The organism is Pseudomonas iridis (assembly GCF_017980685.1).
In the GTDB taxonomy this organism is placed as follows: Bacteria; Pseudomonadota; Gammaproteobacteria; order Pseudomonadales; family Pseudomonadaceae; genus Aquipseudomonas; species Aquipseudomonas iridis.
The window spans coordinates 590,508-604,609 of record NZ_JACXXO010000001.1 but is presented as its reverse complement, the minus strand read 5'-3'; the positions used below and the strand labels follow the sequence as shown (position 1 = coordinate 604,609).

Sequence of the window (14,102 nt, the reverse complement as noted above, 5' to 3'; positions counted from 1 at the left end):
GCTTACTGTTGAGACTAGCTTTCGGCCACAAGGTTTAAAGTCCCTTCGTCGCCTGCTTGTAAGAAGCGCCGTAGAGCGGCACTCTCTGCGTCATGCACTCGTTTACAGGCCGCCCGGATTACCGCTGGAGAACTGCTGATGACCGATATTGATGCACGCTTGCGCGAGGATGTTCACCTGCTCGGAGAGCTGTTGGGCAATACTATTCGAGACCAGTACGGCGAGGAATTTCTCGACAAGATCGAGCAGATTCGCAAGGGCGCCAAGGCCGACCGCCGCGGCTCGATGGATGCAGAACTGAGCGCCAGCCTCAATCAATTGAGCGAAGACGAATTGCTCCCGGTGGCACGGGCGTTCAACCAGTTTCTCAATCTGGCAAACATCGCCGAACAGTATCAGTTGATCCATCGTCGCGAAGAGTCCCAGCCCGCGCCGTTCGAATCCCGTGTATTGCCGCAGTTGCTCGCTCGTTTGCGCGACGAAGGCCACAGTGCCGAATCCCTCGCCCGTCAACTTGGGCGACTGGAAATCGAATTGGTGCTGACCGCTCACCCGACCGAAGTGGCGCGGCGCACGCTGATCCAGAAGTACGACGCCATCGCCGCGCAACTCGCCGCACAGGATCATCGCGACCTGACCAGCGCCGAACGCGAGCAAATTCACAACACCCTGCAACGGCTGATCGCCGAAGCCTGGCACACCGAAGAAATCCGCCGCACCCGCCCGACGCCGGTGGATGAGGCCAAGTGGGGGTTCGCGGTCATCGAGCACTCGCTATGGCAGGCGATCCCCAACCATATGCGCAAGGCCGATCAGGCATTGCATGCCGCGACAGGCCTGCGTTTGCCGCTGGAGGCTGCGCCGATTCGCTTTGCCTCGTGGATGGGCGGCGACCGTGACGGCAACCCGAATGTCACCGCTGCGGTGACCCGTGAAGTGTTGCTTCTGGCGCGCTGGATGGCCGCTGACTTGTACTTGCGCGATATCGATCATCTGGCTGCCGAGTTGTCGATGCAGCAGGCCAGTGACGCACTCAAGGCCCAGGCGGGTGACAGCGCCGAACCGTATCGGGCGGTACTGAAGCAATTGCGCGAACGCCTGCGCTCCACGCGCAACTGGGCGCATGCAGCGCTGACCGCACCGACGCCGGCGCCCGCGGATGTGCTGCAAAACAATCGTGATCTGCTTGATCCGCTGGAGCTGTGTTTCAACTCGTTGCACGAATGCGGCATGGGCGTGATCGCCGACGGCCCATTGCTTGACTGTCTGCGCCGGGCGGTGACGTTTGGCTTGTTCCTGGTGCGCCTCGATGTGCGTCAGGACTCGACACGGCACAGTTCGGCAATGACTGAAATCACCGATTACCTGGGCCTTGGCCGCTACGAGGATTGGGATGAAGAACAACGCATTACCTTTTTGACCCACGAACTGAGCAATCGTCGACCGTTGCTGCCAGCGCATTTCAAACCGTCCGCCGACACCGCCGAAGTGCTCAACACCTGCAAGGAAATCGCCGCCGCGCCCGGCGCCTCGCTGGGCTCCTACGTGATCTCGATGGCGGGCGCTGCCTCCGACGTACTCGCCGTGCAGTTGCTGCTGAAAGAATCCGGCGTGCTGCGGCCGATGCGTGTGGTGCCATTGTTTGAAACCCTCGCCGACCTCGACAACGCAGGCCCGGTGATGGAGCGTCTGTTGCTGCTGCCGGGTTACCGCGCACGGTTGCAAGGTCCGCAGGAAGTGATGATCGGTTACTCCGATTCGGCCAAAGATGCGGGCACCACCGCAGCGGCGTGGGCGCAATATCGCGCCCAGGAACGGCTGGTGGAAATCTGCCGTGAGCAGCAAGTCGAACTGCTGTTGTTCCATGGTCGGGGCGGCACTGTCGGCCGTGGCGGTGGTCCGGCACACGCGGCGATTCTGTCGCAGCCGCCGGGATCGGTAGCGGGGCGGTTCCGCACCACCGAGCAGGGAGAAATGATTCGTTTCAAATTCGGCCTGCCGGACATCGCCGAGCAAAACCTCAATCTGTACCTGGCGGCGGTGCTCGAAGCGACGCTGTTGCCACCGCCGCCGCCAACACCGGAATGGCGCCACTTGATGGACGAATTGGCCGCTGATGGTGTCAGCGCCTATCGCCAGGTCGTGCGGGAAAATCCGCAATTCGTCGAGTATTTCCGCCAGTCCACTCCGGAACAGGAACTGGGGCGCTTGCCATTGGGCAGTCGTCCGGCCAAGCGCCGCGCGGGCGGCATCGAAAGTCTGCGGGCGATCCCGTGGATCTTCGGCTGGACACAAACACGGCTGATGCTGCCCGCCTGGCTCGGCTGGGAGTCGGCGCTGAGCAAAGCGCTGGAGCGCGGCGAAGGCGAATTGCTCGGGCAGATGCGCGAACAATGGCCGTTCTTCCGCACGCGCATCGACATGCTGGAGATGGTTCTGGCCAAGGCTGACGCCGATATCGCGCTGTCTTACGACCAGCGCCTGGTCGAGCCGGACTTGCTGCCGTTGGGCGCGCAGTTACGCGACCTATTGTCGCAGGCGTGCGCAGTCGTGCTTGGGCTGACCGGGCAGTCGCAGCTGCTGGCGCACAGTCCGGACACCCTGGAATTCATCCGCCTGCGCAATACCTACCTCGACCCGCTTCATCTATTGCAGGCCGAATTGCTCGCCCGTTCGCGACAGCAGAATGTCGAGCAGGGCAGCCCTGTGGAGCAGGCGTTGCTGGTGTCTGTGGCGGGGATTGCCGCCGGTTTGCGTAATACCGGCTAAGGTTTTTTCGGCGGGGCAGGGCACCCGGTGCATGCGTCGGGTGCTGCAGAATATTTTCAGGAAATGTTTCGCCAGGCGACAGTTAATGATGGGGTTGCGACTTGGGTCACCGCGTCCCAAAGTCGCGGCGGGCGTCGGTTTCTCCGACTTTTGGCGTCTTGTGTGGGCGCAGCCTGCTGTGTATCTTGATCAGCCTTTGGCCGTTTGTGCGGCCACGACCCGTATTTTTCAGGATTCGTCCCAAGAGGCGAGGCCTTTGTTTTGTAAAAGCTTTTTATAAAAAAATTGAGGAGCACATCTAATGCGCGTCATTCTGCTGGGAGCTCCCGGGGCCGGTAAAGGTACTCAGGCTAAGTTCATCACCGAGAAATTCGGCATTCCACAAATTTCCACTGGCGACATGCTGCGTGCAGCGGTCAAGGCCGGTACTCCGCTGGGCGTTCAAGCCAAGAGCATCATGGATGCCGGCGGCCTGGTGTCGGATGACCTGATCATCGCACTGGTTCAAGACCGCATCGCTCAACCTGATTGCGCCAACGGCTTCCTGTTCGACGGCTTCCCGCGCACCATTCCGCAGGCTGAAGCACTGGTGACTGCCGGTGTCGAGCTGGACGCCGTGGTTGAAATCGCCGTTGAAGACGAAGAGATCGTTCAACGCATCGCCGGTCGTCGCGTTCACGAGGCCAGCGGCCGCGTTTACCACATCGTCTACAACCCGCCGAAAGTTGCCGGCAAAGACGACATCACCGGTGACGAACTGGTACAGCGCAAGGACGATACCGAAGAAACCGTGCGTCATCGCCTGTCGGTCTACCATTCGCAGACCAAGCCACTGGTGGATTTCTATCAGAAGCTGTCCGCTGCCAACGGCAAGCCAAAGTACAGCCACATCCCGGGCGTTGGTTCGGTTGAAGCCATCACCGCCAAGGTGCTTGAAGCGCTGAGCTGAAAAGTCTGAGTGGCGGCATCATCCACGGCCCGCTTGCGGGCCGTAGTTGTTTATACTGACGCACTTTTTTCCCACCTGTTTTGGAAACATCGATGAGCACCTTGCTGGCCCTGGACACCGCGACTGAAGCTTGCTCCGTTGCCTTGCTGCATGACGGCAAGGTCACGAGCCATTACGAGGTGATCCCGCGCCTGCACGCGCAGAAACTGCTGCCGATGATCCAGCAATTGCTGGCCGACGCCGGCACGACGTTGCAAGCGGTTGACGCAATTGCCTTCGGCCGCGGCCCGGGTGCGTTTACGGGTGTGCGCATCGCCATTGGCGTGGTGCAGGGGCTGGCGTTCGCGCTGGATCGTCCGGTGTTGCCGGTGTCCAACCTTGCCGTGCTGGCGCAGCGCGCATTTCGTGAACATGGCGTGAGCCAGGTGGCCGCGGCCATCGATGCGCGGATGGATGAAGTGTATTGGGGCTGCTACCGCGAAACGGCGGGCGAGATGCGTCTGGTCGGAGCTGAAGCGGTGTTGCCGCCGCAAGTCGCGGCACTGCCGGCCGATGCCCGCGGCAACTGGTTCGGTGCGGGCACCGGTTGGAGTTACGCCGAACGCATCGCGGTCAATCCGACCGGCTCCGATGCCGGCATGCTGCCTCATGCCGAAGACCTGCTGACGCTGGCGCGATTTGCCTGGGAGCGCGGTGAGGCGATCCCGGCGGATGATGCACAACCGGTTTACCTGCGCGACAAAGTGGCCACCCCTAAAGCCCGTTAAGCCTTTAAAAGATCGCAGCCTTCGGCAGCTCCTACAGGGATCGTATTCCAACTGTAGGAGCTGCCGAAGGCTGCGATCTTTTGATCTTCCAGACGCCAATCGTCAGTTTCTGATCCCGCGTTTTAAACCTTTTGCTCTTTATGTGTTCTAGTTATCACTCGGCAGTTTGCTAAGTCGGTCAAGTGCCGCTAAATTGCCATCATTGATACCGAGCATGACTTTATGCGTATAGACGGCGTTTCCACTCAGTCCTACCCCATCAAGCGCAAGCCTCGCAAAGGCAATCCGGCGCTGGACGAATCCGTTGATGATATCGACGGCGAGCTGGAATTTCCGACTGAGGAGCAAATGGCCGCCCGCGCTGCCAAAGCCTCCGCGCAACGCCTGGCCAATCTGCCCGCCCGTCAGCAAGACATGATCTACCACCGAACGATGAAGAAAAGTGTAGCGATGGCTCTGGCCAGCTACCTGAGCACCGCCGGTTTTGTGGATTGGGACGCGGACGTGCTGGGCCTCGATCTGTACATCTGATGGATCTGCCTTACTACCTCGGTTGCCCGTCCTGGAGTGAAAACGCCTGGCGCGAGTATCTTTACCCGGTAGATGCAAAAACCTCGGATTTCCTCAGCCTCTATTCCCAAGTGTTCAACGCGGTGGAAGGCAACACGACGTTCTACGCCAGCCCTTCGCCCGCCACCGTGCAGCGCTGGGCCGAGACTATGCCTGCGCATTTTCGCTTCACCGCCAAGTTCCCCGGCGACATCAGTCACGGCGGCGATTTGCGTGAACAACTGACCGCCGCCGAAACCTTCCTGCAATTACTCAAACCCCTCGGCGAGCGTGTATCGCCGCTGTGGCTGCAACTGTCGAAAGGCTTCGCACCGCATCGGCTGCCGGAACTGGCGGCATTCATCGATGCGCTGGACTGCCCGCTGGCGGTGGAAGTGCGCCACGAGCAGTTCTTCGCCAAGGGCGAGAGTGAGCGATTGCTCAATCGTCTGCTGCTTGATCGGGGCGTGGAGCGTATCTGCCTCGATCCGCGTGCGCTGTTCAGTTGCCTGTCGACCGACTCTTCGGTCATCCACGCACAATCGAAAAAACCACGAGTACCGACGCGTCCGGCGGCGTTCACGCAGTTCCCGCAAGTGCGCTTTATCGGCCATCCGGAACTGGAAGCCAACGATCCGTTTCTTGTGCCTTGGGTGGCGAAAATTGCCGAGTGGATTGAAGAGGGCCGCACGCCGTACATCTTCCTGCACACCGCCGACAACCTGCTGGCAGCAAAGCTCGCGCAACGTTTTCACGCACAACTGATGCAACGTTTGCCTGGCCTGCCATCTCTGCCTGAGCTATACAGAGAGCCCGCCGCGGAGCAACTTGGCCTGCTCTGAGGCAGATTCGTTTCCTGCCTGGAGCCAGTCGATGGACGTGCAAGCCCTTACCGAACAAGCCCGTAAAGCCCAAGCCTTCAAAGCCCTGCATGAGCGTCCGGGGATTTTTGTCATTCCTAATCCGTGGGATGCCGGCTCGGCGAAGATGCTTGCAAGCCTGGGCTATCAGGCATTGGCGACCACCAGCGCAGGTTATGCGTTTTCCCAGGGCAAAGCCGATGGTGCCTTGAACCTGGATGACACCTTGGCCAACGTCCGGGCGATAGTCGCATCGACCGATTTGCCGGTGGCGGTGGATCTGGAAAACGGTTTCGCCGACGACCCGGCCGAGTGCGCGAAGAGCTTGTTGCGTGCAGCAGAGGCGGGCGCGGTTGGCGGTTCGATCGAGGATGCAACGGGCCGCGCAGACGCACCGATCTATTGCTTGGAACAGGCTGTGGCGCGCATCGAAGCCGCAGTTGCCGCGGTGCGCACGCTGCCGTTTCCCTTTCTCCTGACGGCGCGGGCGGAAAACTATCTGCACGGCAATCCCGACATCAACGACACCATCCGCCGCTTGCAGGCCTTTGCCGAGGCCGGCGCCGACGTGCTGTATGCGCCGGGTTTGCGCACCGCCGAAGAAGTGATTGCAGTGGTGCAGGCGGTGGCGCCGAAACCGGTCAATGTGTTGATGTCCGGCGGTTTGAAACTCACGGTGCAGCAACTCGAAGAAATGGGCGTGCGCCGGATCAGCACCGGTTCGGCACTCGCACTGGCGGCGTTCGGTGAGTTTTTCCGTGCGGCTGAAGAGATCCAGCAGTCCGGCACCTTCGGCTTCACTTCGCAGTCGATGCCGTACGCCAAAGCCAATCAGTTTTTCAAAGGCTGAGCATGGGACGTTGGATTGCGCTGTTTATTCTACTGAGCATCGGCGGTGCTGCGATCAGTGTCTGGCGTGGTTGGCTGGAGGTGCCGGCGCAATTTAATCCGTGGGCGCCCCTGGACGTCAAAGCCACGCCTAACTGGCTGACCGGCTACAAGCTGATGCGCTTGCGCGGTGATCCCGAACTCTGCGCCCAGGCGCTGAGCAGTTCTGCATTGCGCGTCACGCCGCAGTCCGACAGCCCCGGTGCCAAGTGCCCGCTGATCGGCGCTTTGCGCGTGCAGGGCGGCGAGGTGGCGCTGAGCAGCAGCTTTCTCGCCAGTTGTCCGCTGGCAGTCGCGTACGCGATGTTCGAACGGCACTCGCTGCAACCCGCTGCACAGGCCATTTACGGCCAGAACGTCGCGCGTCTCGATCACCTCGGCAGCTTTGCCTGTCGCAATATCTATAACCGCGAGAGTGGCGCGCTCAGCCGCCATGCCAGTGCCGATGCGCTGGATATCGCCGGTTTTCGGCTGGCCGATGGCCGGACCGTCAGCGTGCTCAAAGACTGGCCCAAGCAAAATCAGGACGCACAGTTTCTGCGTCAGGTGCGCGACGGCGCCTGTGAGGCGTTCAGTGTGGTGTTGAGTCCTGATTACAACGCCGCCCATCGCAATCACTTTCATGTCGATGTCGGGCGCTGGAGCGTGTGTCGCTGAGGTTTAAGCGGCGATGCGCAGGTTCTGCAGGACAATCGGGCGTGCCCAGCCGTTATCGAAGTCCAGGGCTTTCTGCTGCTCGACGATTTCTTCCGGCGGGAATGGCGGGTAAGGCTTTTGCAGCAGGTCCAGGTCGAACTCGGCAATCGGCAAATACAGCGGACGCTTCTGCGGCGCGGCACCCGGTTCCGGAATCGGTTGACCGTTGTTGATCACGATCGGACGAACCCAACTGCTGTCGAAGTCCTGCTGCCCTTGTTGAGCCTTGATTTCTTCTGGCGGGAACGGTGGGAACGGTTTGTCCAGCAGCTCCATTTCGAACTCGGCGATCGGCAGGAACAGCGGCTCTGGCGGACGCACCTGGGTTTCAACCACATCGCATTCGCGCTGGCTGATGATGTGTGCGTGCAGTTCGCTGCCGACGGTCGGTTCTTCCGGGCTGGTCAGGTCAACCGGGGGAAACGTGCCGCAGGCCGGCACCACATCACTCGTCTGCTCGGCCATCGCCTGGGCAAAGAAATCCTGCCACAGGTGGCTGACGCCGCTCAGTGCTTGAGTGTTATGACGGCTGAAATCGCCATGGGGCGAGATGTAGCCAATCGATGTGGGAAGAATGCCTGACATTTTTTTCGGTTGACGCTCAGCTCTGGCAAAATGCGCGTTGAATGAGTTATCGGCGGTTTTTGCCGATCCTTAAATTTTTGAGCGTGTTTTCCATGATTGAGCAACCCGCGGCCTGCCGCATCCATGTCGAAGCTCTCGGCCCGACCTACGCAGCGCAAGCCGAGCAGTGGGCCGAGCGCCTGGGCCTGCCGCTTGAAGTGGTCGACGGCGAGTTTGCCTTGCAGGTCGGCGAGCAGGGTTTGCAACTGCAACAACTGGGACCGGACGCGCCGGGGCCGGTGCGCGTGGACTTCGTCGAGGGTGGCGCGGCGCATCGTCGGTTGTACGGCGGTGGCAGCGGGCAGATGATTGCCAAGGCTGTCGGCGTCGCTCAAGGCGTGCGCCCGCGGGTGCTGGATGCAACGGCGGGTCTGGGCAAGGATGCGTTCGTGCTGGCCAGTCTGGGGTGCGAGATGAGCCTGATCGAGCGTCAGCCGCTGATCGGTGCCTTGCTGGAGGATGGTCTGACGCGGGCGGCGGAAGATTTCGATGTGGCGCCGATTGTGGCGCGGATGAGGTTGCTCAAGGGCAACTCCATCGAGGTCATGCGCAACTGGGAAGGCGAGCCGCCGCAGGTGATCTACCTCGACCCGATGTTTCCCCATCGCGAAAAAACCGCACTGGTGAAGAAGGAAATGCGCCTGTTCCGCCCGCTGGTTGGCGATGATCCGGATGCGCCTGCGTTGCTCGAAGCGGCGCTGGCGCTGGCGACGCACCGCGTGGTGGTCAAACGCCCGCGCAAGGCACCGTGTATTGAGGGCCCGAAGCCGAGTCATGCGCTGGATGGCAAGTCCAGCCGGTATGACATCTATCCCAAGAAAGCGCTAAAACCTTAATACCGAGTCGCTGCCAATCGCTGGCAAGCCAGCTCCCACAGGTTTTTGCGGTGTGCACACAAATTGTGCTCACACCCAGTTCCCAAAGGGGGGAGTGTGCACTACTGGTCACACGATGATCCCTGTGGGAGCTGCCTTGCCAGCGATAGCGGCAGTGCAGACAACGCAGAAGCTAAGGTCTGTAAGCCCGCATAAACAACCCCACCACTTCCCGCACATGGCTCTCTGAAGCTTCCTCACCCAACGGCTCACCACAGCCATACAACAAGCGGAAATTCCCCGCGCCCTTGATCAGGCAGAAAAAATGCTCCGCCGCATTGCGAGGCAGATCAATACTCAGCGCGCCGCTGTCATGGATCTGCGTCAACAACCGCTCCATGCCCTGCACCATGCGTTGCGGGCCTGCCTCGAAGAAGATCAGCGACAGCTTCGGATCCTGACTGCCCAGCGCCATGATCAGGCGATGCAGATTTACCGATTCGTCGCTGTTGATCAGCTGATGAAAGCCTCGGGCAATGTTCAGCAACACCTTTTCCACGGCAATGCCGGCCGGTAACTCGAAGAACAGCGGCGGCAATTGCTCCTCGCATTTGGCCATCACGGCGGCAGAGAACAGCGTCTCCTTGTCGTTGAAATGGCTGTAGACCGTCAGTTTAGACACCCCCGCTTCGGCGGCCACCGCGTCCATGCTGGTGTTGGCATAGCCGTGACTCAGAAACAGAGTTTTCGCCGCATCGAGGATGGCCTGGCGCTTGGCCAGATCCTTGGGGCGGCCCGGGCCGTTTGGAGCTGAAAGATTGTTCGACATTCTTCGCTTTTATTACTGGACTGGTGAGTTTGCTATTAATAACATACCCGCCAGTATAATTATTCCAAGCACCATTAGCGAAAGGTCCGTCATCATGTTCCGCCATGCACTGCACCTCACGTGGCCATTTGCATTGCCAGTCAGTCTGGTTTTTTTATTGTCCGCGTGCGGCCAGGAAGAGGCGGCGCAAGTCACCGTACGACCGGCCATGGTGGTGCACCCAGAGCCTTCGGCGCAGGCGATGGAAAGTTATCCGGGCGAGGTGCGTGCCCGCTACGAACCCGATCTGGCGTTCCGCATTGGCGGCAAAGTCAGCCGACGACTGGTCGATGAAGGTCAGCGCGTGAAGGCTGACCAACCCCTCGCCGAACTCGATCCGCAGGACGTGCGCCTGCAACTGGAAGCCACCCGCGCTCAGGTTTCCGCCGCTGAAGCCAATCTCAACCTCGTCCGTGCCGAGCGCGACCGCTACAAAACCCTGATGGATCGGCAGATGGTCAGCCGCTCCGCGTACGACAACGCCGAAAACCTCTACCGCTCCGGCGCAGCCCGCCTCAAGCAGATCAAAGCCGAATTCAACGTCTCGACCAACCAGGCCAGTTACGCCGTGCTGCGCGCGCCACAGGATGGCGTGGTGGCCAAGCGTTCGGTCGAAGTAGGGCAAGTGGTCGCCGCCGGGCAAACCGTGTTCACCCTCGCCACCGATGGCGAACGTGAAGTACTGATCAGCCTGCCGGAGCAGAGCTTCGGCCGCTTCAAGGTCGGGCAACCGGTGTCGGTGGAACTCTGGACCCAGCAGAATCAGCGCTTCGCCGGGCAGATTCGTGAGCTGTCGCCGTCTGCCGACCCAAGATCGCGCACCTTCGCCGCGCGAATTTCCTTTACCAGCGGCAAGGTCCCGGCCGAACTGGGTCAGAGCGCCCGGGTGTTCGTGCAATCGGCCGATGCCGTATCGCTGTCGGTGCCGCTCTCGGCGCTGACCGCTGAAAATGGCGCGACTTACGTCTGGGTCGTTGGCGCCGACAACACATTGAAGAAAACCCCGGTGCGTGTCGGCCCGTTCGGCGAGAAAGTCGTGCCGGTGCTCGAAGGCTTGAACGCCAATGATTGGGTGGTCGCCGCTGGTGTGCATGTACTGCTCGAAGGGCAGCAGGTGCGACCCGTTGATCGCTCCAACCGTGTGGTCAATCTGGCGGACAAGGAGTAAGCCCCGATGCGCTTCAACCTTTCTGAATGGGCGCTGCGTAATCGCCAGATCGTACTGTTCCTGATGCTTTTGCTGGCCATCGTCGGTGCGTTGTCCTACACCAAGCTCGGCCAGAGCGAAGACCCGCCGTTCACCTTCAAAGCCATGGTCATCCAGACTCGCTGGCCGGGCGCTACGGCAGAGGAGGTTTCGCGCCAGGTGACCGAGCGCATCGAAAAGAAACTGATGGAAACCGGCGAGTACGAACGCATCGTTTCCTTCTCGCGTCCCGGCGAATCTCAGGTCACGTTCATTGCTCGCGACTCGATGCATTCCAAGGACATTCCCGAGCTCTGGTATCAGGTGCGCAAGAAGATCGGCGACATTCGCCAGACCTTGCCACCGGGGATTCAGGGGCCGTTTTTCAACGATGAATTTGGCACCACCTTCGGCAATATCTACGCGCTGACCGGCGACGGTTTCGACTACGCCGTGCTCAAGGATTACGCCGACCGCATCCAGATTCAGCTGCAACGGGTCAAGGATGTCGGCAAGGTCGACTTGCTTGGTTTGCAGGACGAGAAGATCTGGGTCGAGCTGTCCAACGTCAAACTCGCCACCCTCGGTTTGCCGCTGGCGGCGGTGCAACAGGCGCTGGAAGAGCAGAACGCGGTCTCCACCGCAGGCTTCTTCGAGACGGGAAGCGAGCGCTTGCAGCTGCGGGTCACGGGGAATTTTCAGACAGTCGACGAGATCAAGAACTTCCCGATCCGCGTTGGCGATCGAACGTTCCGTATCTCCGATGTCGCCGACGTGCGGCGCGGTTTCAACGATCCTCCGGCGCCGCGCATGCGCTTCATGGCTGAAGACGCGATTGGTCTGGCCGTAGCGATGAAGGACGGCGGCGACATTCTGGTGCTCGGCAAGGCACTGGAAGGCGAGTTCTCGCGGATCCAGAAAAACCTTCCGGCCGGCATGCAATTGCGCAAAGTCTCCGACCAGCCAGCAGCGGTAAAAACCGGGGTCGGCGAGTTTGTTCAAGTGTTGGTCGAGGCGCTGGCGATCGTGTTGCTGGTGAGCTTCTTCTCCCTTGGCGTGCGCACCGGCATGGTCGTGGCGCTGACCATCCCGCTGGTGCTGGCGATGACCTTCGCCTGCATGTATTACCTCGGCATCGGCCTGCACAAGATCTCCCTCGGTGCGCTGGTGCTGGCGTTGGGGCTGCTGGTGGATGACGCGATCATTGCCGTGGAAATGATGGCGATCAAAATGGAACAGGGCTTCGATCGCATTCGCGCGGCGAGCTACGCCTGGACCAGCACCGCGTTCCCGATGCTTACCGGTACGTTGATCACCGCCGCAGGCTTCCTGCCGATTGCCACGGCGCAGTCCGGTACTGGCGAATACACCCGTTCGATTTTTCAGGTCGTGACGATCGCGTTGCTCGCTTCATGGGTGGCGGCGGTGGTGTTCGTGCCGTATCTGGGGGAAAAACTCCTGCCGGATCTGGCGAAAATTCATGCGGCTAAACATGGCACTGCCGATGGTCAGGCTGACCCGTATGGCACGCCGTTCTATCAGCGGGTTCGACGTGTGGTGGAGTGGTGTGTGTCGCACCGCAAAACCGTGATTGTGTTGACGGTCGGGCTGTTTATCGCCTCGGTGGTGTTGTTCCGTTTCGTGCCGCAGCAGTTCTTCCCGGCCTCCAATCGGCTGGAATTGATGGTCGATCTGAAACTGGCCGAGGGTGCGTCGCTGGCCAATACCACTGGCGAAGTCAAACGCCTGGAAGCGATGCTCAAGGAGCACGCCGGTATCGACAACTATGTAGCGTATGTCGGCACCGGATCACCGCGTTTCTACCTGCCGCTGGATCAGCAACTGCCGGCGGCGAGCTTCGCCCAGTTTGTCGTGTTGGCGAAAAACATCGAGGAGCGTGAGGCGCTGCGGGGCTGGCTGATCAGCACGCTCAACGAGCAATTCCCGGCACTGCGTTCGCGAGTCACGCGTTTGGAAAACGGCCCGCCGGTTGGCTATCCGGTGCAGTTCCGCGTCACGGGTGAGCACATCGAAGAAGTCCGCGCGCTGGCGCGCAAGGTGGCGGCCAAGGTTCGCGAGAACCCGCATGTGGCCAATGTGCATCTGGATTGGGAAGAACCGAGCAAGGTTGTGTACCTGAATATCGATCAGGATCGCGCTCGGGCACTTGGGGTGAGCACCGCCAATCTGGCGAAATTCCTGCAGAGTTCGCTCACCGGTTCGAGCGTCAGTCAGTATCGCGAAGACAACGAATTGATCGAGATTCTGCTGCGCGGCACGGTGCATGAGCGCACCGAGTTGTCGTTGTTGCCGAGCCTGGCGGTACCGACTGATAACGGTCGCAGTGTGGCGTTGTCGCAGGTCGCCACGCTTGAATACGGTTTTGAAGAAGGCATCATCTGGCACCGTAATCGTCTGCCGAACGTGACCGTGCGTGCGGACATTTATGGCAAGGAGCAGCCAGCGACGCTGGTGAAGCAGATCATGCCGACGCTGGATTCGATTCGCGCTGAATTGCCGGACGGTTATCTGTTGGATGTCGGCGGTACGGTGGAGGATTCGGAGCGTGGGCAGAAGTCGGTGAACGCCGGGGTGCCGATGTTCATTGTTGTGGTGTTGACGTTGCTGATGGTGCAACTGCGTAGCTTCTCGCGCACGGCGATGGTGTTTTTGACGGCGCCGTTGGGGTTGATCGGGGTGACGTTGTTTTTGATGGTGTTCCGTCAGCCGTTCGGGTTTGTGGCGATGCTGGGGACGATCGCGCTGTCGGGGATGATCATGCGCAATTCGGTGATTCTGGTGGATCAGATCGAGCAGGATATTGCCTCGGGTTTGAAGCCTTGGCAGGCGATTATCGAGGCGACTGTGCGGCGTTTTCGGCCGATTGTGCTGACGGCGCTGGCGGCGGTTCTGGCGATGATTCCGTTGTCGCGCAGTGTGTTTTTCGGGCCGATGGCGGTGGCGATCATGGGCGGGTTGATTGTGGCTACGGCTCTGACGCTTTTGTTTTTGCCTGCTTTGTATGCGGCTTGGTTCAGGGTTCGTCGGGAGGGGTGATCTTCTTGGGGCTTGGCGGCCTTTGGGCCGACCATGCTCTGGGGGTTTTGGGTGAATATCCGTTTCTGCGGGTG

12 protein-coding genes are annotated in these 14,102 nt (G+C 60.5%); 10 read left to right on the top strand and 2 right to left on the bottom strand.

Going from position 1 to position 14,102, the window contains the following annotated elements; translation table 11 throughout:
- Positions 1–138: 138 nt before the first annotated feature.
- The 7 genes from ppc (at position 139) to IEQ42_RS02835 (ending at position 7,439) form a co-directional block, all read left to right on the top strand.
- Positions 139–2,769, top strand: a complete 2,631-nt coding sequence (ppc, locus tag IEQ42_RS02865) for a phosphoenolpyruvate carboxylase (protein WP_210702487.1) — start codon at positions 139–141, stop codon at positions 2,767–2,769.
- A gap of 301 nt (positions 2,770–3,070) precedes the next feature.
- Positions 3,071–3,718, top strand: coding sequence for an adenylate kinase (gene adk / locus IEQ42_RS02860; protein WP_042560800.1), 648 nt, complete (start codon positions 3,071–3,073; stop codon positions 3,716–3,718).
- A gap of 92 nt (positions 3,719–3,810) precedes the next feature.
- Entirely contained in the window at positions 3,811–4,485 is a 675-nt protein-coding gene (gene tsaB, locus IEQ42_RS02855; protein ID WP_210702486.1) for a tRNA (adenosine(37)-N6)-threonylcarbamoyltransferase complex dimerization subunit type 1 TsaB, read from the top strand.
- A 222-nt stretch (positions 4,486–4,707) separates the two neighbouring features.
- Complete coding sequence (locus IEQ42_RS02850) at positions 4,708–5,016, top strand: hypothetical protein (RefSeq protein ID WP_210622023.1); 309 nt, start codon at positions 4,708–4,710, stop codon at positions 5,014–5,016.
- Positions 5,016–5,876: a DUF72 domain-containing protein gene (locus IEQ42_RS02845; RefSeq protein ID WP_150604733.1), complete on the top strand. Its 861-nt coding sequence runs from the start codon at positions 5,016–5,018 to the stop codon at positions 5,874–5,876. Before IEQ42_RS02850 ends, IEQ42_RS02845 begins: the two co-directional genes overlap by 1 nt.
- 31 nt (positions 5,877–5,907) lie before the next feature.
- Entirely contained in the window at positions 5,908–6,744 is an 837-nt protein-coding gene (locus IEQ42_RS02840; RefSeq protein WP_210702485.1) for an isocitrate lyase/PEP mutase family protein, read from the top strand.
- A gap of 2 nt (positions 6,745–6,746) precedes the next feature.
- On the top strand, positions 6,747–7,439 hold the full coding sequence (locus tag IEQ42_RS02835; protein WP_210702484.1) for an extensin-like domain-containing protein: 693 nt from the start codon (positions 6,747–6,749) through the stop codon (positions 7,437–7,439).
- Positions 7,440–7,442: 3 nt separating this feature from the next.
- Here the strand turns inward: IEQ42_RS02835 and IEQ42_RS02830 are convergent, their stop codons facing one another.
- A complete protein-coding gene (locus IEQ42_RS02830) occupies positions 7,443–8,063 on the bottom strand; it encodes a hypothetical protein (RefSeq protein WP_042560794.1) in 621 nt (206 codons plus the stop codon).
- A gap of 92 nt (positions 8,064–8,155) precedes the next feature.
- Between IEQ42_RS02830 and IEQ42_RS02825 the strand changes: the two genes are divergently transcribed.
- Positions 8,156–8,938: a class I SAM-dependent methyltransferase gene (locus IEQ42_RS02825; protein ID WP_215729520.1), complete on the top strand. Its 783-nt coding sequence runs from the start codon at positions 8,156–8,158 to the stop codon at positions 8,936–8,938.
- A gap of 172 nt (positions 8,939–9,110) precedes the next feature.
- Here the strand turns inward: IEQ42_RS02825 and IEQ42_RS02820 are convergent, their stop codons facing one another.
- Positions 9,111–9,746 (bottom strand): TetR/AcrR family transcriptional regulator, encoded by a 636-nt coding sequence (locus IEQ42_RS02820; RefSeq protein WP_042560793.1) that lies wholly within the window; start codon positions 9,744–9,746, stop codon positions 9,111–9,113.
- 94 nt (positions 9,747–9,840) lie between these two features.
- Between IEQ42_RS02820 and IEQ42_RS02815 the strand changes: the two genes are divergently transcribed.
- Positions 9,841–10,953, top strand: a complete 1,113-nt coding sequence (locus IEQ42_RS02815) for an efflux RND transporter periplasmic adaptor subunit (RefSeq protein ID WP_210702483.1) — start codon at positions 9,841–9,843, stop codon at positions 10,951–10,953.
- Between the two features lie 6 nt (positions 10,954–10,959).
- The gene (locus IEQ42_RS02810; RefSeq protein WP_210702482.1) at positions 10,960–14,028 is read left to right on the top strand and encodes an efflux RND transporter permease subunit; all 3,069 of its coding nucleotides are present in this window, start codon (positions 10,960–10,962) and stop codon (positions 14,026–14,028) included.
- The last annotated feature ends 74 nt before the right edge of the window (positions 14,029–14,102 follow it).